The organism is Streptomyces sp. NBC_00670, from assembly GCF_036226765.1.
In the GTDB taxonomy this organism is placed as follows: domain Bacteria; phylum Actinomycetota; class Actinomycetes; order Streptomycetales; family Streptomycetaceae; genus Streptomyces.
Genome location: NZ_CP109017.1, coordinates 3,075,380 through 3,098,161, shown reverse-complemented (window position 1 = coordinate 3,098,161; position 22,782 = coordinate 3,075,380). Strand labels below are relative to the sequence as shown.

The window sequence follows — 22,782 nt, the reverse complement described above, 5'->3', positions numbered from 1 at the left end:
GGACCCCGTCGCCGTTCCCCGTCGTCCCCGTCGTCCGTACCCACGAGGAAATCCACACCATGAGCCAGCCGCCGCCCCCGCCGCCGAACCAGCCGCCGTCGGGGGACTCCGGTGCCCCGCAGGACCCGCCGAAGAAGAAGGACCCCGGCACCCCCGGGGCCTCCGGCACCCCTGACACCCCCGGGGCCTCCGGGGCACCCGAGGCGCCCGCTTCCGCCCCGGCGCCCGCCCCGGCCCCGCAGAGCCCGCCGCCGCCCGCGCCCCCGGGCTTCGGCGCGCCCCAGGCACCCCAGGGCCCGCCGCAGGCACCGTCCCCGCAGGGCTTCGGCGCCCCGCAGCCCCCGCCGGCGGGCGGCTTCGGCGCACCCCAGACGCCGCCGGCCACCCCGCCCGCGGCCCCTCCGTCGGCTCCGCCGAGCGCGCCCCCGGCCGCCCCGCCGGGCCAGACGCCGCCGCCCCCGCCCACGCCCCCGCAGGGCCCCGGCTACGGCTACCCGCAGCCGGCCCCGGGCTACGGCTACCCGCAGCCCGCCCCGCCGCAGCAGCCCGGCTACGGCTACCCGGGCCGGCCGCAGCAGCCCTACGGCCAGCCGCAGTACGGGCAGCAGGCGTACGGACAGCCGGGCTACGGCCAGCCGCAGCCGCCCGGGTACGGCTACCCGGGCCAGCAGCCGGGCTACGGCGGCTACCAGCCGCCCACCGTGCCGATGCAGCCGCAGCCGGGCAGTGGCAGGAACCGGAACGTGCTGTGGATCGTCGTCGCGGCGGTCGCCGCGATCGCGCTGATCGTCGGCGGCGGCGTCCTCTACGCCACCTCCGGCGGGGGCGACGACGACAAGGACACCGCCTCCGGCTCCTCCGGCGGCAAGGGCGGCGACAAGGGCGACGACGGCACCGGCGGCGGTACCGGGGGGAGCAAGGGCGGCGAGAAGGCGCCCGCGAACCCGTCCGCCAAGGTCCTCTTCCAGCTCCCCGCGCCGAAGATCACCGACAAGAACGAGATCGACAGCGTCGCCGGCTCCTGGCTGACCGGCTCCGTCTACGCCAAGGCCGCCGTCAACAAGATCGTCGGCTACGACGCGGACTCCGGCGACACCAAGTGGACGCTGGACCTGCCGGGTCAGACCTGCGCCGGCACCCGTACCACCAGTTCGGACGGGATCGCCGCGGTGATCAGCGAGTCCGCGAAGCGGAAGAACGCCAAGGACTACCACCCGTGCACCGAGATCACGGCGTTCGAGGTGGCCACCGGCAAGAAGCTGTGGAGCAAGCACGTCGAGGTGAGCGGCACGGAGGTGCAGTTCAAGGAGGCGACCATCTCCGCCACCACCCTCGCCGTCGGCGGCGGGTACAACGGCGGCGCTGCCTTCAACCTCGCCTCCGGCAAGGTGCTGTGGCAGCCCAAGGTCGGCAACTGCGAGGACGAGGGCTACGCGGGCGGCGAGCAGCTGGTGGCCGTGCGCAAGTGCGGCGACTACGGCAACGAGCGCTACTCCGTGCAGCTGCTCAACTCCAAGTCGGGCGCCGTGAAGTGGGAGTACAAGCTGCCCGCGGGCATCGACAACGCCAAGGTCATCTCCACCAAGCCCGTCGTCTTCGGCGTGGACTCCGGTGAGATCACCGCGAGCGGCGTCACGGACGTCTTCTCGCTGGACGACAAGGGCGAGCTGCGCACGAAGATCACGCTCGCGGACGGCAAGTACGAGCACGACTGCGGCGTGAACATGGTCGAGGACTGCCACGCCATCGCGGTCGGCAACGACAAGCTGTACGTGCCGACCAAGCAGCACGACGGCTCGGGCGACTTCAGCCGGACCAATGAGATCATCGCGTTCTCGCTGGCCACGGGGAAGACCACCGGCGACAAGATCGACGCCGGTGACGGCTACGACATCTTCCCGATCCGCATGGACGGCGACAACGTCCTCGCCTTCAAGGACGGCCCGTACGACAAGGGCGCCCAGGTCGTCTCGGTCGACGGCACGTCGCTGAAGGAGACCAAGCTCCTGGAGACCCCGGCCTCGGAGTCGGTGATCGACGCGATCAGCAGCATGGTCCCCAAGACCTCCGAGATGCTCTACACCGACGGCCGGCTCTTCCTCGGCAAGGATCTCGTCAGCCGGCCGTACTCGGCCGACGAGAAGGAGTACACGGCGCTCGGCTTCGGCGCCAAGTAGCACGCGAGGCGCGCGCGGCAGCGCGTGCGCCGGGCCCCGCCCCCGTCGAGGGGCGGGGCTTTCGTGCGTTCTCCACCTACCGTGCCGGCCGCCCGCGGGGGAGGGATTTCGGCAAACCGGGCAGTTCTGAGCGCCAGGGGGAGCGCAACGTCGAACAAGCGTGTAGCTTCCGGGAGCAGACAGAACGGGGTTGCCGAGCGGGGTTCTTCCTCCCGTGGGGATCGATGGGCATCCACAGTGGGCATCCGTTGGGGGACTGGGGTGACTGGGGGGTTGCTCGATGGGAGTGCGGCTGATGGTGGTCGACGACCACCGGCTGCTGGCCGAGGCGCTGGCCTCGGCGCTGAAACTGCGCGGGCACCGGGTGCTCGCCGCGGCGGCGCCCGCCGCGGGGGCGGCGGAGCTGGTGATCTCACGCGCGCCCGAGGTGTGCCTGCTGGGGACGGCCGCGCCGGGTGAACCGGGCGCGTTCGACCCGGTGGCCCGGATCAAGCGGGAGCGCCCGCAGGTGGCGGTGCTGGTACTGGGCCCGGTGCCGAATCCGCGCGGCATCGCGGCGGCGTTCGCGGCGGGCGCGTCCGGCTACGTACGGCACGACGAGCGGATCGAGGGCGTCGAGCGGGCGATCATGAAGGCGCGGGCGGGGGAGGCGGCGGTGGCGCCGCAGCTGTTGCAGGGGGCGTTCGCCGAGCTCCTCAACCCCGCCGCCCAGCCGGACGACGAGGGCCAGCGGCTGCTCGCGATGCTGACGCCCCGCGAGGTGGAGGTGCTGGTCCGGGTCGCCGACGGCGAGGACACGCGGCTGATCGCGGCGGGCATGGGCATAGCCCCGAGCACGGCACGCACGCACGTGCAGCGGGTGTTGATGAAGCTCGGCGTAGGCAGCCGCCTGGAGGCGGCGGCCTTGGCCGCGCGCACGGGGTTGTTGGACAGGGCGAGCCCTGTCGACCGGTGAGTTCGCGACAGAGCTCGGGGGTTCGGGCTCGTCGGCGGCTGCGGGTTGTGAGTGGTTGCTCGCGCAGTTCCCCGCGCCCCTGTCAGGGGCGCGGGGAACTGCGCGAAACGGGGCGAAGCCCCGTGCCGGGGTCCAAGGGGCGGAGCCCCTTGAAGGGACGGGAAGGGTAGGGGCGGCGGGGGCGAGAGACCCCCGGCGCACCCGCCGGCGGACCCGCGCCCCCCGAGCCGGAAGGCGCCCTACAGCAGATGCCCCGTACGGCGCCCCGCACCGTACTGGTCGGTGGCGAGCACCGAAGCCAACAGCTCCGCATCCAACCCCGTCGCATCCGCCAACCGCGCCCCCACCCCGTACGCGTTCAGCAACGCCTTCGTCACCCGCAACGCACCCCCCGGCCGCCGCACCACCGGCCGCGCCCACGCGGCCACCGCCGCGTCCAGCTCCGCCCACGGCACGACCCGTTGCAGCACCGACAGCGAAGCCGCCTCCTCCGCCCCGAACTCCCGCCCCGTCAGCACCAGTTCCCGCGCCCGCGCGGGCCCCACCTCGCTGAGCAGCCGCGGCAGCAGCCCGCCCCACGCCGCCGGCACCCCGAGCGCCAGCTCCGGGAGCCGGAACGTCGCGGTGTCGGCCCCGGCCCGCAGATCGCAGGCGAGGGCGAGCGCGAACCCCGCCCCGATCACCCGGCCGTGCACCGCGGCGACGGTGACCGCCGGGTTCCCGGTCAGCGCCTCGCAGACCCGCCGCGCCCGGGTGCCGTAGGCACGCACCCCGGCCCCGCCCGGGTCGTCGGCGAGGTGCCCGGCCAGCTCGGCACGGTCACCGCCGAGGCAGAAGTCCTCGCCCGCGCCGGACAGGACGACCACCCGTACGCCGGGATCCTGGCCGTCGAGCACGGTCAGCAGATCGTCGAGCATCCGGTCGGTGACGAGGTTGCCGTCGTCGGGCGTGTTCAGCTCGATCGAGAGCACGGCGCCACTCTGCTGCACCCGCAGGGTCTTGAGCAGGACGGTCTCAGGTACGGAGGAACTCATGCGGTCACTTTCAAGGAGGTCACGCGGCGGAACACCATCCGGGGCGCGTAGGCGGGGGCGGAGACCGGCCGCAGCGCGGGGAACCGTTCCAGCAGCCGGGCCAGCAGGGTGCGGATCTCCAGCCGGGCCAGCGCCGCGCCCAGGCAGTAGTGCGCACCCCCGCCGAAGCTGAGGTGCGACCCGGCCCGGGCCGGATCGAAGGTGCCGGGGTCGGGGTTGCGGCGCGGGTCGTGCGCGGCGGCGCCGTAGAGCACGTGGACCATCGTGTCCCGGGGCATGGGCACCCCGGCCAGTTCGGTGTCCTCGGCGGCGTAGCGGGAGGTGAGGTGCACCGGCGGGTCGTAGCGCAGGGTCTCCTCGACCGCCCCGTCGACGAACTCGTGGTGCTCGCGCAGCCAGGACCACCGTGCGGGGTCCTCGCCGAGGAGCCACACCGCGTTGGCCATGGTGGTGGCGGTGGTCTCCATGGAGGCGATGGTGATGAACATGGTCAGGTGGTAGAGGACGTGGTCGGCGGCGGCCGGGTCGTCGGGGTAGGCGGCGTCCCAGTGGCGGATCCAGCCGGAGAGCGCGTCGTCGCCGGGGGCGGCGCGGCGGCGGGCGATCAGCTCGGTGAAGTAGGCGCGCATCTCGGCGGTGGCCTCGGCCGAGATCTCCAGTTCGCTCTTGGTGGGCGTCAGTTCCTGGGCGAAGACCTGGCGGTGCGCGAAGTTCACGATCCGCGCGTGGTCCTCGGGGGGCAGGCCGAGCCAGTGGCCGACGGTGCGGATGGGCAGCCGTTCGGCGACGGTGGTGAGGAAGTCGGCCTCGCCGTCGGCCGCCAGCCGGGCCTCCAGGTCGTCGAGGAGGGCCTCGACGTGTCCGGCCACGACGGGGGTCAGGTCCTGGAGCGTGGTCCGGTCGAAGGGGTTGCCCAGGGCGCGGCGCTGACAGGTGTGTTCGGGGGCGTTGAGCCGGGAGAGGGTGCCGCCCATCTCGCGGGTGGCGGCGGCGCCCCAGCGGCCCGGTTCGGGCTGCCGGTCCTGCCAGGCGAAGTCGGGGACGTGCCAGGAGCGGTCGCGCAGCACCTGGTTGCAGACGTCGTAGCCGGTGACGAAGTAGCCGCCCCAGGGAGCGGGGACGACATCGCCCAGCGCGCGGAACTCCTCCCAGAGCGGGAGGGGGTTGCTCTGTCCTTCGGGTGAGCGGAGCCGTCGGAGTACGGAGAGGACGGTTCGGCGGTCGACGGTGGGGCGGGGTATGTCACCGACGGCGGACACGGGGAGCTCCTTCGGGTGGGCAGCGCGTTACCCGTACCGGCGGAACCTACCCCTCCCCCTACCGTCGGCATGCGCCGCTGCGTGTTGCTCCTGTCACATTCCGTGGCACATTGTGGACTTCTGGCGATCGTCATCGCCCACAGTCGGCCAAAGGATGTTCACAGGAGCACACGTACGCTCACCCGGCGCGGTGCTCCGGAGCCGCGCCCCATCGCTCCGGAACCCCGCGCCGTCACCCCGTCGTCACACCCGGAACAGGTCCAGGAACGTGCTCCAGAAGCCGCCCTTGCGGCCCGTGCGCTGCGGCTCCGCCGGACGCGGGGCCGCCGGCGCGGCCGGGGCCCGCAGCGGCTGCTCGGCCGGGGCCGGCCGGGAGGCCGTACCGCCGTTGCTGCCCAGCGCCGCGGCCACCCGGGTCGCCGGCGTCGGGCTGAACCGCACCGGCAGCGCCACGAGCGCCCGGTGGAAGTGGCCCGGCCGCCACTCCAGCCGCCCGGCGGGCACCGCGAGCTGGAGGTCGGGCAGGGCGTTGAGGATCGCCTCGACCGCCGCCACCGCGATCACCTGGGCCGGCGACTTGGCCGGGCAGGCGTGCGGCCCGGCGCCCCAGGCCAGATGGGCGCCCGCGCTGCGCGCCTGCCGGGCCTCCTTCAGCGCCGGATCGGTGTTGGCACCGGCGAAGCTGATCACGACCGGGGAGCCGGCCTCCACGACCGTGCCGCCGAGGTCGACGTCCTGCACCGGGAAGTGCGTGGCGTAGTTGGCGATCGGCGGGTCGTTCCACAGGACGTGGTCGAGCGCCTCCTCGATCAGCATGCCGGTGCCGCGGCCGGAGGAGGCCTCGGTGAGCAGCGTGAGCAGGGTGTTGGAGATGAGGTTGCGCTCCGGCTCGATGCCGGCGCCCATCAGCATCACCAGCTGGTCCTTGAGCTCCTCGTCCGTCAGCCCCGCCCCGTGCTGGATCAGCCAGGAGGTCATGTCGTCGCCGGGCTCGCGCCGCTTGAGCGCGATCAGCTCCATCAGGGAGGCGTTCAGCTCCTCGTTGGCGCGCAGCGCCTCGTTCGGGTCCTGCGCCTCGAACAGCGCGGCCATGGCGCCGGTCAGCCGGTCGCCGATGCCGGCCGGGCAGCCGAACAGCTTGTTGAACAGCAGCAGCGGCAGCAGCTTGGCGTAGTCGTGCAGCAGGTCGGCCCGGCCGCGCTCGCTGAACTGGTCGATGAGGTAGGCGGCGATCGGCTCGACGTCCCGGCGGATGCGGGTGATGTTCAGCCGGTCCAGGCTCTCGGTGACCGCCTTGCGCAGCCGCAGGTGCACGGCGCCGTCGGTGAACAGGCAGTTGGGCCGGTACGCCATCATCGGCAGGACGGGGCTGTCCAGGGATATGCGGCCCTCGTTGAGGTCCTTCCAGCGCCGCGAGTCCCGGACGAAGAGCTGCGGGCTCTGCAGGACGCGCAGGGCGGTCTCGTACCCGGTGACCAGGGTGGCGTTGACGCCGGGCGCGAGCTCGACGGGGGCGGCCGGGCCCTGGGCGCGCAGCTGGTCGTAGACCAGGTGCGGGTTGGCCGCGAAGTCGGCGCCGTGCATCGGGCATCTGGAGGCGGAGCCGGGGGCGCCGGCCGGTGGCTGGTGGTCCATGAGGGTGTTCCTTCTGGGGCGGAAAAGGTTCGGGGGGTGTTCAGGACGCCCGGGTGAGCAGGTGCTGGACGAGGGCGATCAGCGCGTGGGCGGAGGAGCGCTGGTCCCGGGCGTCGCAGTACTCGACGGGGGTGTCCGGGAGCAGGTCGAGCGCCTCGCGGATCTCCTCCTTGCCGAACTGCGCGGACGGGTCGAAGGAGTTGACGGCGATGGCGTACTCCAGGCCGTACTTCTCCACCAGGTCGATGACGGGGAAGGAGTCGGCGAGCCGGGCCGGGTCCACCAGGATCAGCGCGCCCAGCGCGCCGCGCGCCATGTCCTCCCACAGCTGCATGAACCGCTGCTGGCCGGGCGTGCCGAACAGGTAGAGCACCAGCTCGTCGCTGAGGGTGAGCCGGCCGAAGTCCAGTGCCACGGTGGTGGTCACCTTGTCCGGCGCGCCGCGCAGGTCGTCCACCTGGGTGGACGCCTCCGTCATCTTCTCCTCGGTGCGCAGCGGGGTGATCTCCGACAGTGAGCCGATGAGGGTGGTCTTGCCCACGGCGAAGTGTCCGACGACGAGGATCTTGGCGGTGGTGGTCACCGCGTCGGAGACGTAGATGCCCGGGTTGCGGCCGGCGTGCGTGCTGCGGGTGTCGCGGGGATCGTCCACGCGGTGCTCATCCATAACGGGTTTGGAGTCCATGCAGCACCTTCTCGATGGTTTCTCGGTCGACGAGCTGTGCGCGCGGCGGTGCGGCGCGGCGCAGCAGATGGCCCTGTTCGAATAAATCGGTCAGCAGCAGCCGGGCCACTCCGACGGGCAGCCCGAGGTGGGCGGAGACCTCGGCCACGGCCAGATAGCCCCCCGCGCACAGCTCCCAGATCTCGCGCACCTCCGGCGACGCCCCGAGCGGCAGCTCGGCGTCGGGGGCGAGCGTCACCAGGGTGTGCAGGGACAGCTCGTCCGCCTCCGGCAGGCGCCGGCCGCCGGTGATGACGTAGGAGCGTACGAAGTGACCGGTGACCGCGGCTTCCTCGTCCGGCCTGGTCATACGTCCGCACCCGCGCTCTGGCGGGGCGGTGTGGTCATCGCCTTGCCCAAAGCGCTCACCTGCTGCTGCATCCGGAACGACATCGACTCCATGTCGACGTCGAGGGCCGCCGACACCGCCAGGTAGGCGCCCTGGCCCGCGGCGATCAGGAAGATCCAGCCGCCGTCGTACTCGATCAGCGTCTGCTTCCAGACGCCGTTCCCGGCGGACACGAACGGGGCCACGGCCCGGCTCAGGGACTGCATGGAGCTCATCGCGGCGGCGTTGGTCTCCGCCTCGTCGCGGCCGATGTCACTGGAGCGCTCCAGCAGCAGGCCGTCGGCCGAGACGAGGATCGCGTGCCGGGCGCCGCGCACCTGGAGCACGTCGTTCAGCACCCACGACAGGTCGGGATTCACTGGTCTTCGGGTCCTTCCGTGGCAGGGGTGTTCCGACCGAGCTGCGTACCGCGCGCGAACGCCGAGATGCGCGCGGCGGTGACCTGGCCGCCGTGCTCCGGCTCCGGCTCCCGCTCCGTCTCCTCGACGGGGAACGGGACGACGGAGACCGAGCTGATGCGGCGGCGCTTGGGCAGACCGCCGGCCGTGGTGCCGAGCGGCCGGGCGGGGGCGGCGTGATGGGCGGGGGTTGCCATCGATGTCAGCCGCTGCGGCGGGGCCATCGGCTCCGGGTCCGGTACGGGCGTGGGGCCCGGGACCGCGGCCTGCTGGGCCGCGTGGCCGTAGCCGGCGGCCCCGGACTCCTCCGGCTCGGGCGCGTTGGTGGTCAGCAGGTTCTCGGGCAGAAGAATCACCGCACGTACGCCGCCGTAGGGGGATACGGAGTCGACCGACACCTTGAAGCCGTAGCGGGCGGCGAGCATCCCCGAGACGGCGAAACCGAACTTGGGGGGATTGCCGAGGCCGGTGATGGCGACGGGCCCCTTGGGGCTGAGCAGCTCGGCGGCCCGGTCCTTCTCCTCCTGGCTCATGCCGAGACCCGCGTCGTCGACGATCACGCAGACGCCGGCCGACACGGACTGGATGTTGACCTCGACGGGCGTGCCGGGCGCGCTGTAGTTGGTGGCGTTGGCCAGCAGTTCGGCCAGGACCACCGCCACCGGCTCCACGGCCTTGGGCGCGACCGAGATGTTCACCTGCGAGTTGATGCGGACGCGGTCGAAGTGCTTGATCCGCCCCTGCGCGCTGCGGGCCACGTCGTAGACCGAGGCGAGGGTCTCGCGCCGGCCGAGCCAGCCGCCGCACAGCACCGCGATGCCCTGGGCGCGGCGGCTGAACTGGCTGTTGGTGTGGTCCACCAGCATCAGGTCGGCGAGGATCTCGGAGTCGTCGCCGTACTTGCGCTGTGCCTTGTCGATGACGTGCTGCTGTTCGTCGGCGAGCACCTGGAGGGTGCGCATCGCGGACTTCAGCACGTCCTTGGTCTCCGCCTCGGCGTCCTGGCGCACCTCGGCGAGGGCGTCGGAGTGCTGGGTGCGCAGGGCGGCGTAGTCGGTGTAGAGCTGGTTGCGTTCTCCCTGGAGACCGTCCCGGGCGCCACGCAGGTTCTCGTTCTGTCTGCGGAGTGCCATGTTGGTTCGACGGGCCTTCATCACCGCGAAGACCGCGGCGAGAAGTACCGCCAGCAAGACCCACAGGAGTGGGTCCTGGATCAATGACGTCATGAGACTCTCTTCAAGTCGCCTCGCGACAGGGACGACCGTGGGCCCGGGCCCGCAGGCCGGCCATGGTCGCTGCCCCTCGCGATGGGGCCCTAGAGACTGTCCCCCGTGCGCGGTCAACACGTGACGCGCCGTCAGCCTACTGAACGTGCGATGATCTTAGCAGTCTGTGAGCTGTCAACCCCTTTGTTCGGACTCTTGCCTGAGACCTTCACAGGGCCTTCGCGAGCGCGTTTCCCGGGAGTGGGGCGCGGCGCCGACCAGGGGTGACGGGGTACCCGGGTGCGTTTCCTGTGAAGCCACAAGTAAAGTCCTGTCGATCATCTGTTGAACTTCTCTCAAAAGAGCTCCTGAAAGGTGAGGCACTCCCTTGCCCAGACGCCCCCTGCCCGCGACCGCGACGTTCGCCGCCCTCGCGGCCGTCCTCCTCACCGCCTGCGGCGGCACGGACTCCGCTTCCGACGCGTCGTCGTCCGATGACTCAAAGGCACCGGCCGCCGCGACGGCCAAGTCCCTGAGTGCGACCGAGTTGGACGCGAAGGTGCTGGCCTCGGCCGACGTGAAGGGCTTCCTGGTCAGCGAGGTGACCAAGGAGGAGAAGGTCACCGCGGACAAGGTGACCTCGGAGCGGGCCGACTGCGAACCGCTGAGCTTCGCGCTCTCCGGTGTCGCCCTCGACGACCCGTCGGCGACGGCACAGCGCAGGGCGACGGGCAAGAAGACAGCGCCGTCCGGCGACGCGGCGAAGGACGATGTCGACGCCGCGGTGGACGCGGCGTTCGACACGACGACCTCCGTGGTCACCCTCGCGTCCTACGCCGACGAGGCCGCCGCGAAGAAGGCGCTGGCCTCGATCGGCACGAGCGTGACGGCCTGCGCGGCCGGCTACACGTACAGCGCGATGGGCGCCGAGCAGAAGATCACGAAGGTCACCGCGGACGCGGCCCCGAAGACGGGCGACGACGCCGTCGCGTTCACGGCCGCGGTCCGGCAGGAGGGCATGCCCAAGTCCGGCCCCATGAAGGTCGCCGCCTTCCGTACGGGCACGACGGTGACGTACGTGAGCAGCGTCAACCCCGCGTCCCTGCTCAAGGGCGGGGACTTCGACTTCCCGACGGTACTGGTGGAGACCCAGGCGAGGAAGCTGGGCTGAGGTGCGGGGGCGTCAAGTGGCGGCGCGGTGACCGCCGTTGGCGCCCCTGTGACCGTCCTGTGTGTGAACTTGGCATAAGCTGCGCGGAAATTGAGGGCCTCCCGAAAGCAGACGCAGCCCGTATGGACACACCCGCCATCCGCACGGCCCTGGCCGTGCTGACCGCCCTGCCCCTCACCCTGCTCACCGCGTGCGGCGACTCGGGTTCGGACTCCGGCTCCGGCTCCGGCTCGGGTTCCGCTTCCGGTCCCGGCAGGGCCGACGGTTCCGGCACCAGGGCGATGACCTCGGCACCGTCCGGCCCGCTGAGCGCGCGCGAACTGGAGAAGCGGTCGCTGGGGAAGCGGGAGGTGAAGGGCTTCTTCATCTCCGAGCCGGGCACGTCCATGGTGGTCACGGAGGATCAGGTCGGCACGGACCGGAAGCAGTGCCGGCCTCTGGGCCTGGCACTGTCCTCGGTCGCCATGGGGAACCCGGCGGCGACCGCCCAGCGCTGGGCGGTCGCGGAGGTCAACGCCCACTCCTCGCCCGACGCCCCCGCCTCGGTCGTGATGATCACCCTGGCGTCCTACGACGACGCCGAGGGCGCCAGGGCGGCCCTGACGCGGCTGAAAAAGGCCGTGACGGCGTGTCCCGACGGCTTCACCGGGACGCAGCAGGAGGCGGAATCGCGCTTCACGAAGATCACCGAGGACACGTCCCCGCGGGTGGGCGACGATCCCCTCGGGTTCACCGCGACGCTGGAAGAGGACGGCGGCACGGCCCCGATGAAGGCGTTCGTCTTCCGCGGGGGCAGCACGCTCGCCTACTTCAGCGCGGTCGATTTCGGCACCCTGGACGGCTCGGACTTCACCTTCCCCGTCGCCCTGGCGAAGGCCCAGGAGAAGAAGCTGCGCTGAGCACGCCCCCGGCTCACGCCCCGGCCGCGCGTATGCGGCGCAGGAGCCGGGCGAGGGCGACGGGCGTGGTGTCGAGCCGCACGTCCGGGTCGTCGCTCTCGCGGAGGTGGAGGGCGGAGGGGGTTGCGGCGAGTTCGAGGCAGTTGTTGCCGTCGCCGCCACCGGAGAAGGATGACTTCTGCCAGTTGTCGGGGGTCGTTGCCATGAGGGTTATCAGAGCTCCTTCGTCAATGCGTGGATGAGGTCCCGCGACCGCTCGGGGTCGAGCGACTGGGCCTCGGCCCTACGAAAGTGTGCGCGGAAGGCGCCGAGTTGCGCCTCTGCGTCGACGAACACCGTGCCGTGGGGAGCATCGCGCACGACGGTGTCCAGCCGGGGGACGGCCCCACCCACGTACATCATGATGTTGCCCGCTCCGGTGACTCCGTCCAGGTCGAAAGGGATCACCCGCACGGTTACGTGATCGGCTTCGGACAACTGGAGAATGTGCGCGAGTTGGGTCCGCGCGGCCGACCTGGAGGAGGGCCGCGGCCTCACCCTCGTCCGCGCCTGCGCGGATCTGTGGGGCTGGTACCCCCTGTCCGCGGAGGGCGACCGGGGCAAGTACGTGTGGTGTGACCTGGCGACCGCGTGATCGTTCAGCACATCGGAAGAAAGGAGGTTCGATGGTCAGCTCTTCGCACGAAGGACTGCATCGGGTCTTTCAGAAGGACCCCGCACTGCTCACGCGGGCCTGCCAGAGCCTGCTGCACGTCCCGTTCCCCGAGCCGCGCGAGTTCGCGGTCCTCAACGTGGACCTCACGGAGATCGAACCGATCGAGAGACGCGTGGACACCCTGCTGCGGGTGGACACCGACGAGGGGAACTTCCTGCTGGTCGTCGAGGCGCAGGGGCGCAAGGACGAGAGCAAGCGGAGCAGCTGGCCGTACTACCTCTCGTATCTGCACGCGAAGTTCGGTTTGCAGCCGGTGCTGATCGTCGTGACGCAGAGCCGTTCCACGGCCAGGTGGGCGGCACGGCACATCCGGTACGGGCTTCCGGGGTGGCCCTCGGTCATCATCAGGCCGATGGTCCTCAGCCCGGAGAACGTGCCGGTGATCACCGACGCGAAGGAGATCGCGAAGGACATCACCCTCGCGGCCTTCTCGGCCATGACACATGGCCGGGGTCCGGACGCGACCGCCATACTGGAACCCCTGGCTGACGCCCTGGACACCTTTGACCCCGCGAACGCCACGGTGTTCGCACACCTTGTCGAGTCATGCCTGGTGGACGACCAGGCGAGGAAGATCTGGAGTGGTCTGATGGCACCAGTGAAGTACTTCTTCAACAGCCCGGTCGCCCAGGAAGTACGGGAGGAGGGCCGAGCCGAGGGCCGAGCCGAGGGCCGAGCCGAGGGCCGGGCGCAGGGACGTCTGGAGGGGCAGGCCCGCGCGACGCTCGACGCCCTGGAGTGCCGTGACATCGAGGTGCCCGAGTCCGTCCGCGCACGGATCATGTCCTGCGCCGATCCGGTCCAGCTCAAGCTCTGGTTCCAGCGCGCCATGCACGCGACCACCGCACAGGATCTGTTCGTCTCCGACTGACCGGCAGGCACGCAGAAGCCGGTGTCCACCCCCGTGGACACCGGCCCCGTAGCGCACAGGCGGCGCTCCGCCTACTTCTGTTCCAGTACGTCCTCCTCCGTCACCTCCGGTGGCTCCGTCGGGCGGAGCCAGAGCCAGAGGAGGAAGAGGAGGCCGAGGATCAGCATGCCGATGCCGGTCCAGAGGTTGATGTTGACGCCGACCGCCTTGTCGATGTCCGCGTCGGACGCCGTGAAGCCGGCGATCGTCACGATGACGCCGTAGACCACGAACAGGCCGCCGATGATGCGGCGGATGTCGAACAGGCGGGCCGCGGTCGCGGACTTCGTCTGGAGTTCGGCGACCTCGCGCTGGAGGTCCTTCTCGGACGAGGCCTGACGGCGGTCGTCGTCGTGGGGGTATTGCTCAGCCATGGTGTATCAGCCCCTCGGCCGTCAGATCGAGAACGGGATGTAGCACGCCGCGGCCAGGACGACCGCGCCCCAGCCGAGCAGCGCCGGCCGCCGGTACCACGCGTCGTCGCCCTTCGCGGGCGCCTCCTCCATGCCGGGCGAGCGCGTGCCGTAGACCAGGCCCTGGAGCTCGTCCGCCGGCTTGGGCTTGGTGAACAGCGTGACCGCGACCATCACCACCGCACCGGCGACGAAGCCGGCGATCGCGGAGACGAAGTTGGCGCCCTGGTCGGTGGGGATGTCGACGATGCCCTGCTTGTAGAAGACGAAGTAGTTGACCATCGCGGCCGTGGTGCCTGCCAGCAGGCCCCAGAACCCGGACTTCATGGACGCGCGCTTCCAGAACATGCCGACGATGAAGACGACGAACATCGGCACGTTGAAGAAGGAGAACAGCGTCTGCAGGTAGCTCATGATGTTCGAGAAGGACGAGGCCAGGAACGCCGTACCGACCGACGCGGCGACGCCGATCACCGTGATCAGCCGGCCGAACCGCACGTAGTAGCCGTCCTCGCGGTCACGCACCACGTACCGCGCCCAGATGTCGGTGGTGAACACCGTGTTGAACGACGACACGTTGGCCGCCATGCCCGCCATGAACGCCGCCAGCAGACCCGTCACCGCGATGCCGAGCATGCCGTTGGGGAGCAGCTCCTGCATCAGATAGGGGATCGCGTCGTTGTACTGGAGGTCGGAGCCGGACGTGCCGATCTTCGGCACGAGGACGGCCGCGACCAGGCCCGGGATCATCACCAGGAAGACGATGAAGATCTTCGGGAACGCGGCGATGAGGGGGGTGCGCTGTCCGGCGGAGAGGTTCTTCGCGGAGAGCGCGCGCTGCACCTCGGCGAAGTTGGTCGTCCAGTAGCCGAACGACAGCACGAAGCCGAGGCCCAGCACGATGGTCAGCCAGTTCGCGCCGAGCGGGTTGGCGCTGCCGATTCCCGTGCCGCCCCACGCGGTGACGAAGTTGTCCCCGTGCGACTTGGTGAGCGAGTCCGTCAGACCGTCCCAGCCGCCGACCCGCTTCAGGCCGAGCGCGGCGATCGGGATGAGGGCCGCGAGGATCACGAAGAACTGGAGCACCTCGTTGTAGATCGCGGAGGACAGCCCGCCCAGCGTGATGTACGCCAGCACGAAGATGCCGGCCACCAGGATCGCCACCCACTGCGGCCAGCCCAGCAGCGCCTCGACGACGATCGCCAGCGCGTACAGGTTGACGCCCGCGATCAGGATCGCCGCGAAGGCGAACAGGATCGAACTGAGCAGATGGGCCCACTTGTCGAAGCGGAGCAGCAGGAACTCCGGGACCGAGCGGACCTTGGAGCCGTAGTAGAAGGGCATCATCACCAGGCCGAGGAAGACCATGGCCGGGATGGCGCCGATCCAGTACCAGTGCACGGTGTAGACGCCGTACTGGGCGCTGTTGGCGGCCATGCCGAGGATCTCGGTGGCGGCCAGGTTGGCCGAGATGAACGCCAGACCGGTGATCCAGGCGGGGAGGGAACGCCCGGACAGGAAGAAGTCGAGGCTGGTCTTCACCGAGCGGCGGGCCGCGAAGCCGATGCCCAGGACGACCACGAAGTAGATGCCGAGGATCGTGTAATCGAGCCAGTTGGTGGGGAGCCGAAGCTCGGCTGCCAGGTATGTGGGGGTCTGCATGCGTACTCGCTTCGTCGCGTGAACCGATCAGGGCGGAACTTACGCCTCCGCGTTCAGAAAATGAACATCCCTGGTGGTTGTTTTTGTGGGATTGTGATGTTGACGTTCGAGGGGTGGCATGGTTTGTTATGTTGGGTTCTGTTGGATGATTGGGGTAAGGCGCCGTGAAGAAGACCTCGACCCGGCTGGCCGACGGGCGTGAGCTGATCTACTACGACCTGCGTGACGACACCGTGCGCGACGCGGTGGACCGGCGCCCGCTGGAGCGCACCGTCACCACGTCCGAGATCCGCAAGGACGTGCTGCTCGGTGACGCGGTCGCCGTCGCCTCCCACCGGCAGGGCCGCACCTACCACCCGCCGGCCGACCAGTGCCCGCTCTGCCCCTCCCGGGGCGAGCGGCTCAGCGAGATCCCCGACTCTTCGTACGACGTCGTCGTCTTCGAGAACCGCTTCCCCTCGCTCGCCGGCGACTCCGGCCGCTGCGAGGTCGTCTGTTTCACCTCCGACCACGACGCGTCCTTCGCCGACCTCACCGAGGAGCAGGCGGGACTGGTCCTGGACGCGTGGACCGACCGCACCGCCGAGCTGTCCCATCTGCCCTCCGTCCAGCAGGTCTTCTGCTTCGAGAACCGCGGCGCCGAGATCGGTGTGACGCTGGGTCACCCGCACGGGCAGATCTACGCCTACCCCTTCACCACGCCTCGCACCGCCCTGATGCTCCGTTCGCTCGCGGCCCACAAGAAGGCGAGTGGCGGGGAGAACCTCTTCGACGCCGTCGTGGCGCGGGAAGCCGCAGGTGAGCGGGTGGTTCTGGCCACCGAGCACTGGGTGGCTTTCGTGCCCTACGCCGCCCACTGGCCCTACGAGGTCCACCTCTACCCGCGCCGCCGGGTGCCCGATCTGCTCGGGCTCGACGAGGCGGCGCGCACAGAGTTCCCCCAGGTCTATCTGGAACTGTTGAGGCGCTTCGACCGGATCTTCGGCGAAGGTGAACCGCCCACGCCGTACATCGCGGCCTGGCACCAGGCCCCGTTCGGCGCGCTGGAGGAGTTCGACGGCGTGAGCCGGGACGACTTCGCGCTCCACCTCGAGCTCTTCACCATCCGCCGCACCTCCGGAAAGCTGAAGTTCCTCGCGGGTTCCGAATCCGGCATGAACGTGTTCATCAACGACGTGCCGCCGGAGGCCGCGGCCGTGCGACTGCGAGAGGTAGCGAGTTCATGAGTGGGAAGTACCTGGTCACCGGTGGTGCCGGCTATGTCGGCAGCGTGGTCGCCCAGCATCTGCTGGAGGCCGGTCACGAGGTGGTCGTCCTGGACAACCTCTCCACCGGCTTCCGCGAGGGCGTCCCCGCGGGCGCGGCCTTCGTCGAGGGCGACATCCGCGACGCCGCCACATGGCTGGACTCCTCCTTCGACGCCGTGCTGCACTTCGCCGCGTTCTCGCAGGTCGGCGAGTCGGTGGTGAAGCCGGAGAAGTACTGGGAGAACAACGTCGGCGGCACGATGGCGCTGCTCGCGGCGATGCGCGAGGCGGGCGTGCGCCGGCTCGTCTTCTCCTCGACGGCGGCGACGTACGGTGAGCCGGAGCAGGTCCCCATCGTGGAGACCGCGCCGACGAAGCCGACCAACCCCTACGGTGCCTCGAAGCTCGCCGTCGACCACATGATCAGCGGCGAGGCGGCGGCGCACGGGCTCGGCGCGGTGTCGCTGCGCTACTTCAACGTGGCCGGGGCCTATGGGGAGTTCGGCGAGCGGCACGACCCCGAGTCGCACCTCATCCCGCTCGTCCTCCAGGTCGCGCAGGGCCGCCGCGAGGCGATCTCCGTCTTCGGCGACGACTACCCGACGCCGGACGGCACCTGTGTGCGCGACTACATCCACGTCGCCGACCTGGCCGAGGCGCACCTGCTCGCCCTGGACGCGGCCGCGCCCGGCGAGCACCTGATCTGCAACCTCGGCAACGGCAACGGCTTCTCCGTGCGCGAGGTCGTCGAGACCGTGCGGCAGGTCACCGGGCACCCGGTGCCCGAGGTCGTGGCCCCGCGCCGCGGCGGCGACCCGGCGGTGCTGGTGGCCGCGGCCGGCACGGCCCGCGAGAAGCTGGGCTGGAACCCGTCCCGCGCGGACCTCGCGGGGATCGTCGCCGACGCCTGGCGGTTCGCCCAGGCGCGCGACGCCGAGTAGAACGTACGCGAGGAGAACGTACGCGCGGCCGGCGCGTACGTCATCGCGGTGAGTCCGTAGCGAAGGGTCAGGGAACAGGGCATGAGTGAGGCTGTCGCCAAGGCCGCCGGTGAGGTGGCCGACCGGTTCCGGGAGCTGTACGGGGCCGGGCCGGAGGGGGTGTGGGCCGCGCCGGGGCGGGTCAACCTGATCGGCGAGCACACCGACTACAACGACGGCTTCGTCATGCCGTTCGCCCTGCCGCACACCACCGTCGCCGCCGTCTCGCGGCGCGAGGACGGCGTGCTGCGCCTGCACTCGGCCGACATCGACGCCGGCCCCGTCGAACTGCCGCTCGACGGGCTCGCCCCCGAGTCCGACAAGGGCTGGACCGCCTACCCGGCCGGCGTGGTGTGGGCGCTGCGCGAGGCGGGCCACGAGATCGACGGCGCCGACATCCACCTGGCGTCCACGGTGCCGTCCGGCGCGGGCCTGTCCTCGTCGGCGGCGCTGGAGGTCGTGGTCGCGCTCGCACTGAACGACCTGTACGAACTGAACCTGCGCGGCTGGCAGTTGGCCCGCCTGTGCCAGCGCGCGGAGAACGTCTACGTCGGCGCGCCCACCGGCATCATGGACCAGACCGCCTCCGCCTGCTGCGAGGACGGCCACGCCCTGTTCCTCGACACCCGGGACCTCTCCCAGAAGCAGATCCCCTTCGACCTCGCGGCCGAGGGCATGCGGCTCCTCGTCGTCGACACCCAGGTCAAGCACGCCCACAGCGACGGCGAGTACGGCAAGCGCCGGGCCGGCTGCGAGAAGGGCGCCGCGCTGCTCGGCGTCGACGCGCTGCGCGACGTGGCGTACGAGGACCTCGACGCGGCGCTGGACCGGCTCGGCGACGAGGAGGAGGTCCGCCGCTTGGTCCGCCACGTGGTCACGGAGGACCAGCGCGTCGAACGCGTCGTCGCCCTCCTGGAATCCGGCGACCCCCGCGGCATCGGCCCCGTCCTCACCGAGGGCCACGCCTCCCTCCGCGACGACTTCTGCATCTCCTGCCCGGAGCTGGACCTGGTCGTCGACACGGCCCTCGCCACCGGCGCCCTCGGCGCCCGCATGACAGGCGGCGGCTTCGGCGGCTCGGCCATCGTCCTCACGGAGGAGGCGGCAGTCGACCCGATCACGAAGGCGGTGGAAGCCGCCTTCGCGAAGGCCGGCTTCACCACCCCCCGCACCTTCACCGCGGTCCCGGCCCCGGGGGCACGCCGGGTGCGGTGACGGAGTAACGAACGCGAGCAGGGGCGCCCGGTGCTTCCCGGGCGCCCCCACTCGCACGTCCACCCCCAACCCACCGTGGCCGTCCGGGCACTTGGCGGGGTCGGTAGTGTTCACGGTGTCCGCCGCGGAGACGCGGCCACAGGTCCGCACGTCGGTACCGGACCGGCACAGAGCCGGTGGTAGCGCCACGGAAGACACGGGGGAGGCCATACATGGCATGGGAGGAATGGGACCAGCTGAAGGCCAAGGCGGCCGATCAGCACGCCGTCCGGATGCGGCTCAACCAGTATCCGGCCGACCAGGGAGGCGACGGCACCCAGGGCGATCTCGTCGTGGGCCACAAGGACCTCGAGGCGGTCGGCAAGGCGGCCCATGAGTTGTTCGACCACTTCACGACGTACAGCGGGCACGCGCGGGTGGCCTCGGAGTCGGCGGCGAGTGGGCTCAAGAGCGAGGGTTACGCCCTGGGCGGAGCCCTGGAGCATGTGGCGGAGCGCTGGAGCGAACAGTCCAAGACCCTGCTGGACGCCTGCGCCCACATCTCCAACCATCTGCGGTACACGAAGAACCAGCACGCGGCCTACGAGTCCTACATCTCCGGTGCGGTGAGCAGAATCGCCACGCTCGACAAGGGCTTCGACGACCGGAAGGACCACTGACGCCGATGGACCTCGACGCGCTGCGTCACGGCAACTTCGCCAAGCTCGGTGAGGCGGTCACCGACTGGGAGCAGATGACGAAGAACCTCGCCGACCTGCGAAAGGACGCCGAGGACAATCTCAAGGCCAAGGCCGACAAGGCGGACTGGGTAGGCGTCAACGCCACCGTCACACGCGGATTCATCGACCGTACCGCCGCCGAGTTCGCCGACGCGCACACCCAGGCCGACTCCATCACCAAGATCCTGAGTGACACGCGGGGCGAACTCATCGACTACCGCACCCAGTTGAACAATGCGATCGAGCGGGCGGCTGAGCAGAACCTGACCGTCATGGACACCGGTGGCGGCACCTTCACCGTCGTGGGGAACACCCGGCCCGACTGGGCCTCCGACCCCAGCGGAAAGACCGGAGCGACGGATCCGAAGACGGCGGCCGCGTTCCGCGACGAGATCCAGGACATCCTGAGCAAGGCGACGCAGAGCGACACCAGCGCGGCCAAGGTCCTGCGGCTCCTCGCGGACCAGGCCAAGTACGGCTTCGGTGACGCCTCCTACAGCAGTCGCGACGAGGCGGCCGACGCCGTCGCCGCCGCGGAGAAGCTGGCCAAGGCCGCCAAGAACCCGGCCGACATGAGTGTCGACGACATCGCCGACTTCAACCGCACGATGGCGAAGTACAGCGGTGACCCCCTGTTCGCTGAGCAGTTCGCGACGCGGCTGGGGGCCAAGGGGACACTGCAGTTCTGGACCGAGATGACCCACGCCCACGCAGGCGCCAAGGGCACGGAACTCGACACGATGAAGGACCTGCAGACCAACCTGGGCCTGACCCTGGCCACGGCGTCCTTCTCGGACTCGGAGGCCATGGGGGACTGGAAGAAGGACCTCATCGCCGAGCGCAACACCAACTTCCGCGCCTCCGGCTCGTTCGGCCCGGTCGGGGCCCTGGGCTCCCAGGTCATCAGCAGCCTCATGCGGCAGGGACAGTTCGACACCGAGTTCCTGGACGACTACCGGGAGAAGATCTTCAAGGCGGACAAGGCGGCGGGGAACGCGGGCACCCACGACCTGTGGGTCAAGGGGTACGACTCCCTGGACCTCGTCTTCGGCGACGGCAACGGCCGGGACCCGCTGGAGGGACTGTTCGACGGGCTCTCCCACAACCCCGAGGCGGCGGAGCACGCCTTCGCGTCCAAGTCGGACCTGGACCACATGCTCGGCACCACCAGGTACACGGACCGGGGCGAGGCCCTCGGCCGCGCCCTGGAGAGCGCCGTCACCGGCGTGGCGGACGGCGACACCACGTCCATGGCGCCGCCGCACAACGCGACCCAGGTCAGGATCATGGCCAACATCATGCAGGCGGTGGCCCATCCCGGCGACGGCGCGGACCTGGTGAGCAAGGGCATGGGCGAGAGCTTCGGAGACATGGCGGCCGCCTACATGCCGGAGATCAGTCAGGGCTTTGCCGGAACCGGCTCGGAGGCCGTTTTCCTCACGAGCAGTGAAAGCCCCGGCTATTTTCAGGGCGACCGGGTCCGCGACGTCGTGAGATTTCTTTCCGCAGTGTCCGCGGACCCGGCGGGCAGGGCCGGGATCATCTACGGAGAGAGTATTTACACCGGCGCCCTCCTCGAAATGCACCTTTCTGATCCGTCCCTGTTCGACGGTTCCCGTGAACAGGTTCTCGCGGACATCGGCAGGAATGCGGGTGTCATCGAAGGAATCGTCGGCCACTCTCTCGCGGATGGCGTAGTGAAGGAAGCCGTCGACGGGGAGCGGGACTACAACGACGCCTTGAAGGCCAAGGGGGACTTCGCCAAGACCTGGGTGTCGATCGGCTTGACCGGCCTGCGGGTCCCTGAGGCATACGGAGGAGAAATCATGGGTTCCGTGGTGGGAGGAGGAGCCGGAGCGGTCGCCGGGGCGGCAGTCGACCGACTGATGGACAGCCAGAAGATGGAAGGTGCCAAGGACGAGGGCCTGTATGCGAGCGCCGCAGATCTCTACGCCATGCGTGATTCGGTCAGCCAGCAGACGCAGTGGTCCACTGCGGACGCGCTCGCCCGGCACCACGTGGACCTGCCCAAGGACGGTACCAACGACCTGGTCCGCCAAGCCGTCAATGACGGCTGGAAGGATGCGGACGACTTTTTGACCGACACCAAGGAGCGTCCACGTGGCTGAGAACGTTGTGAAGGGGAGGAAAAGGACCCTCGCCGAGTACAGCGGCAAACGTCTTGTCGCGTCGCTACTCGGCCTCGCCTTTGTCGGTACGGGGATATGGTTCGCGGTGCATTACGCGTTGACCACAGGGCTCGACCGCCTACCGGACAAGATGTGTGAAGGTACTCTCGAGCGGAGCACGGTCAAGGAAGTACTGCCGAAAGCGCGATCGGCGGACAATGGTTCTGGCGTCGACGGCGCCGGGTACACACTCGCTTTCCGGTGTCATGTGACCACGAGCGGTGACTCGGCCCTCTCCGGGGAGGCGCGCGTTCAGCCTGTTTCCCCGAAGAAGTGGCTCGAGCACTATCGGGGCGCCGGAGGGCAGAACCACATCATCCGCGTCTCAGCGGGCGATGTGGAAGCCCTGGCCCGGATCGATCCCGATGCGGACACCACCTCGGTATACGTGCCCTGCGAACCGCCGGGCGTTCCGTCCTACAACGCCTCCCAGCCGTACGCGGTCGTCGCTGAAACCCGGGTCGACGGAGCCGCCCGGGCCAAGGGCGTGCCGCTGCGCCAGACCTTGACCGACTTCGCCTACCAGCTTTCCCAACACGCCTACGAGTTGGCCGAGTGCAAGGCTCGCCGGGACTTCCCGGCGGAGCTGCCGCTTTACAAGGACCGGTGATGAAGGACGACGAGTTGCGGGCCCGGTTCGACGGGCGGGGTGTGGTCGAGGTGCGGCTCGATGTGTCGGCGGGGGGTCGGGCCGAGAAGATCGGTCATGCGCTGGGGTACACGCTGATCCAGCGCGGGAAAATCACCCGGAGGCTGCTCGAGCTCGTCTTCCGGCGCGACGACGACCCGCTGGCCCGGCGGCGGGCCGAGCGGACCGTCGAGCGGGTGCGGGCGGGCGGCCCGGTGCTGCCGGAGGGGGAGGAGCCTTCGTTCCCGCCTCCGCCGCCGTCCCCGGCCCCGCCCCTCACTCTCCGGCAGCCGCCGCC

The 22,782-nt window shown here is 70.3% G+C and carries 21 protein-coding genes and 2 pseudogenes; 12 read left to right on the top strand and 11 right to left on the bottom strand.

The features are described from left to right. Positions 1-59: 59 nt before the first annotated feature. Together OIE12_RS13690 and OIE12_RS13685 are read left to right on the top strand one after the other, a co-directional pair. Entirely contained in the window at positions 60-2,177 is a 2,118-nt protein-coding gene (locus OIE12_RS13690) for an outer membrane protein assembly factor BamB family protein (RefSeq protein WP_329135136.1), read from the top strand. A gap of 280 nt (positions 2,178-2,457) precedes the next feature. Further along, on the top strand, positions 2,458-3,132 hold the full coding sequence (locus OIE12_RS13685; protein ID WP_329135134.1) for a helix-turn-helix transcriptional regulator: 675 nt from the start codon (positions 2,458-2,460) through the stop codon (positions 3,130-3,132). A 239-nt stretch (positions 3,133-3,371) separates the two neighbouring features. Here OIE12_RS13685 and OIE12_RS13680 read toward each other — a convergent pair whose 3' ends face one another. The 7 genes from OIE12_RS13680 to OIE12_RS13650 form a co-directional block, all read right to left on the bottom strand. Further along, positions 3,372-4,166, bottom strand: a complete 795-nt coding sequence (locus OIE12_RS13680; RefSeq protein WP_329135133.1) for an enoyl-CoA hydratase/isomerase family protein — start codon at positions 4,164-4,166, stop codon at positions 3,372-3,374. Further along, on the bottom strand, positions 4,163-5,425 hold the full coding sequence (locus OIE12_RS13675) for a cytochrome P450 (protein ID WP_329135131.1): 1,263 nt from the start codon (positions 5,423-5,425) through the stop codon (positions 4,163-4,165). Before OIE12_RS13675 ends, OIE12_RS13680 begins: the two co-directional genes overlap by 4 nt. Before the next feature lie 243 nt (positions 5,426-5,668). After that, entirely contained in the window at positions 5,669-7,060 is a 1,392-nt protein-coding gene (locus OIE12_RS13670; RefSeq protein WP_329135129.1) for a cytochrome P450, read from the bottom strand. A gap of 40 nt (positions 7,061-7,100) precedes the next feature. Next, positions 7,101-7,727, bottom strand: coding sequence for a GTP-binding protein (locus OIE12_RS13665; protein WP_329135127.1), 627 nt, complete (start codon positions 7,725-7,727; stop codon positions 7,101-7,103). Further along, positions 7,720-8,094, bottom strand: a complete 375-nt coding sequence (locus OIE12_RS13660; RefSeq protein WP_006143845.1) for a DUF742 domain-containing protein — start codon at positions 8,092-8,094, stop codon at positions 7,720-7,722. The genes OIE12_RS13665 and OIE12_RS13660 overlap by 8 nt, the downstream gene beginning before the upstream one ends. Further along, positions 8,091-8,492, bottom strand: coding sequence for a roadblock/LC7 domain-containing protein (locus tag OIE12_RS13655; protein WP_006143844.1), 402 nt, complete (start codon positions 8,490-8,492; stop codon positions 8,091-8,093). Before OIE12_RS13655 ends, OIE12_RS13660 begins: the two co-directional genes overlap by 4 nt. After that, positions 8,489-9,757 carry an ATP-binding protein gene (locus OIE12_RS13650; RefSeq protein WP_329135124.1) on the bottom strand — a complete coding sequence of 423 codons (1,269 nt, stop codon included), beginning with the start codon at positions 9,755-9,757 and terminating at the stop codon, positions 8,489-8,491. Before OIE12_RS13650 ends, OIE12_RS13655 begins: the two co-directional genes overlap by 4 nt. Positions 9,758-10,124: 367 nt before the next feature. Between OIE12_RS13650 and OIE12_RS13645 the strand changes: the two genes are divergently transcribed. Next, positions 10,125-10,907: a hypothetical protein gene (locus tag OIE12_RS13645; RefSeq protein WP_329135122.1), complete on the top strand. Its 783-nt coding sequence runs from the start codon at positions 10,125-10,127 to the stop codon at positions 10,905-10,907. Between the two features lie 122 nt (positions 10,908-11,029). Beyond that, a complete protein-coding gene (locus tag OIE12_RS13640) occupies positions 11,030-11,806 on the top strand; it encodes a sensor domain-containing protein (RefSeq protein WP_329135120.1) in 777 nt (258 codons plus the stop codon). A 13-nt stretch (positions 11,807-11,819) separates the two neighbouring features. On the opposite strand, the gene OIE12_RS13635 is transcribed toward OIE12_RS13640, so the two are convergent. Both OIE12_RS13635 and OIE12_RS13630 read right to left on the bottom strand, forming a co-directional pair. After that, positions 11,820-12,011, bottom strand: coding sequence for a DUF397 domain-containing protein (locus tag OIE12_RS13635; RefSeq protein WP_329135118.1), 192 nt, complete (start codon positions 12,009-12,011; stop codon positions 11,820-11,822). An 8-nt stretch (positions 12,012-12,019) separates the two neighbouring features. Next, a pseudogene (locus OIE12_RS13630) lies at positions 12,020-12,322 on the bottom strand (Scr1 family TA system antitoxin-like transcriptional regulator); the annotation flags it as partial. Between OIE12_RS13630 and OIE12_RS13625 the strand changes: the two are divergent. Then, a pseudogene (locus OIE12_RS13625) lies at positions 12,318-12,440 on the top strand (ATP-binding protein); the annotation flags it as partial. The pseudogenes OIE12_RS13630 and OIE12_RS13625 sit on opposite strands and share 5 nt — an antisense overlap. A gap of 31 nt (positions 12,441-12,471) precedes the next feature. Beyond that, a complete protein-coding gene (locus OIE12_RS13620) occupies positions 12,472-13,392 on the top strand; it encodes a hypothetical protein (protein ID WP_329135115.1) in 921 nt (306 codons plus the stop codon). Between the two features lie 71 nt (positions 13,393-13,463). On the opposite strand, the gene OIE12_RS13615 is transcribed toward OIE12_RS13620, so the two are convergent. Continuing rightward, positions 13,464-13,805 carry a hypothetical protein gene (locus OIE12_RS13615; RefSeq protein ID WP_329135113.1) on the bottom strand — a complete coding sequence of 114 codons (342 nt, stop codon included), beginning with the start codon at positions 13,803-13,805 and terminating at the stop codon, positions 13,464-13,466. A gap of 21 nt (positions 13,806-13,826) precedes the next feature. Next, a complete protein-coding gene (locus OIE12_RS13610; RefSeq protein WP_329135111.1) occupies positions 13,827-15,506 on the bottom strand; it encodes a sodium:solute symporter family protein in 1,680 nt (559 codons plus the stop codon). Between the two features lie 164 nt (positions 15,507-15,670). Between OIE12_RS13610 and galT the strand changes: the two genes are divergently transcribed. The 6 genes from galT (at position 15,671) to OIE12_RS13580 (ending at position 22,466) form a co-directional block, all read left to right on the top strand. Continuing rightward, positions 15,671-16,732: a galactose-1-phosphate uridylyltransferase gene (galT, locus tag OIE12_RS13605; RefSeq protein ID WP_329135109.1), complete on the top strand. Its 1,062-nt coding sequence runs from the start codon at positions 15,671-15,673 to the stop codon at positions 16,730-16,732. Then, positions 16,729-17,694 (top strand): UDP-glucose 4-epimerase GalE, encoded by a 966-nt coding sequence (gene galE, locus OIE12_RS13600; RefSeq protein ID WP_329135108.1) that lies wholly within the window; start codon positions 16,729-16,731, stop codon positions 17,692-17,694. Before galT ends, galE begins: the two co-directional genes overlap by 4 nt. 81 nt (positions 17,695-17,775) lie before the next feature. Beyond that, positions 17,776-18,948 carry a galactokinase gene (gene galK / locus OIE12_RS13595; RefSeq protein ID WP_329135106.1) on the top strand — a complete coding sequence of 391 codons (1,173 nt, stop codon included), beginning with the start codon at positions 17,776-17,778 and terminating at the stop codon, positions 18,946-18,948. A gap of 212 nt (positions 18,949-19,160) precedes the next feature. Beyond that, on the top strand, positions 19,161-19,607 hold the full coding sequence (locus OIE12_RS13590) for a hypothetical protein (RefSeq protein WP_329135104.1): 447 nt from the start codon (positions 19,161-19,163) through the stop codon (positions 19,605-19,607). 5 nt (positions 19,608-19,612) lie between these two features. Then, a complete protein-coding gene (locus OIE12_RS13585; protein ID WP_329135102.1) occupies positions 19,613-21,796 on the top strand; it encodes a hypothetical protein in 2,184 nt (727 codons plus the stop codon). Further along, complete coding sequence (locus tag OIE12_RS13580; protein WP_329135100.1) at positions 21,789-22,466, top strand: hypothetical protein; 678 nt, start codon at positions 21,789-21,791, stop codon at positions 22,464-22,466. The genes OIE12_RS13585 and OIE12_RS13580 overlap by 8 nt, the downstream gene beginning before the upstream one ends. Positions 22,467-22,782: the final 316 nt, after the last annotated feature.

Bases quoted from the DNA above. Each gene is read 5' to 3' on its own strand.
- OIE12_RS13690 (WP_329135136.1), top strand. From the start codon at position 60: ATGAGCCAGCCGCCGCCCCCGCCGCCGAACCAGCCGCCGTCGGGGGAC.
- OIE12_RS13685 (WP_329135134.1), top strand. From the start codon at position 2,458: ATGGGAGTGCGGCTGATGGTGGTCGACGACCACCGGCTGCTGGCCGAG.
- OIE12_RS13680 (WP_329135133.1), bottom strand. From the start codon at position 4,166: ATGAGTTCCTCCGTACCTGAGACCGTCCTGCTCAAGACCCTGCGGGTG.
- OIE12_RS13670 (WP_329135129.1), bottom strand. From the start codon at position 7,060: ATGGACCACCAGCCACCGGCCGGCGCCCCCGGCTCCGCCTCCAGATGC.
- OIE12_RS13665 (WP_329135127.1), bottom strand. From the start codon at position 7,727: ATGGATGAGCACCGCGTGGACGATCCCCGCGACACCCGCAGCACGCAC.
- OIE12_RS13660 (WP_006143845.1), bottom strand. From the start codon at position 8,094: ATGACCAGGCCGGACGAGGAAGCCGCGGTCACCGGTCACTTCGTACGC.
- OIE12_RS13650 (WP_329135124.1), bottom strand. From the start codon at position 9,757: ATGACGTCATTGATCCAGGACCCACTCCTGTGGGTCTTGCTGGCGGTA.
- OIE12_RS13640 (WP_329135120.1), top strand. From the start codon at position 11,030: ATGGACACACCCGCCATCCGCACGGCCCTGGCCGTGCTGACCGCCCTG.
- OIE12_RS13635 (WP_329135118.1), bottom strand. From the start codon at position 12,011: ATGGCAACGACCCCCGACAACTGGCAGAAGTCATCCTTCTCCGGTGGC.
- OIE12_RS13620 (WP_329135115.1), top strand. From the start codon at position 12,472: ATGGTCAGCTCTTCGCACGAAGGACTGCATCGGGTCTTTCAGAAGGAC.
- OIE12_RS13615 (WP_329135113.1), bottom strand. From the start codon at position 13,805: ATGGCTGAGCAATACCCCCACGACGACGACCGCCGTCAGGCCTCGTCC.
- OIE12_RS13610 (WP_329135111.1), bottom strand. From the start codon at position 15,506: ATGCAGACCCCCACATACCTGGCAGCCGAGCTTCGGCTCCCCACCAAC.
- galE (WP_329135108.1), top strand. From the start codon at position 16,729: ATGAGTGGGAAGTACCTGGTCACCGGTGGTGCCGGCTATGTCGGCAGC.
- galK (WP_329135106.1), top strand. From the start codon at position 17,776: ATGAGTGAGGCTGTCGCCAAGGCCGCCGGTGAGGTGGCCGACCGGTTC.
- OIE12_RS13590 (WP_329135104.1), top strand. From the start codon at position 19,161: ATGGCATGGGAGGAATGGGACCAGCTGAAGGCCAAGGCGGCCGATCAG.
- OIE12_RS13585 (WP_329135102.1), top strand. From the start codon at position 19,613: ATGGACCTCGACGCGCTGCGTCACGGCAACTTCGCCAAGCTCGGTGAG.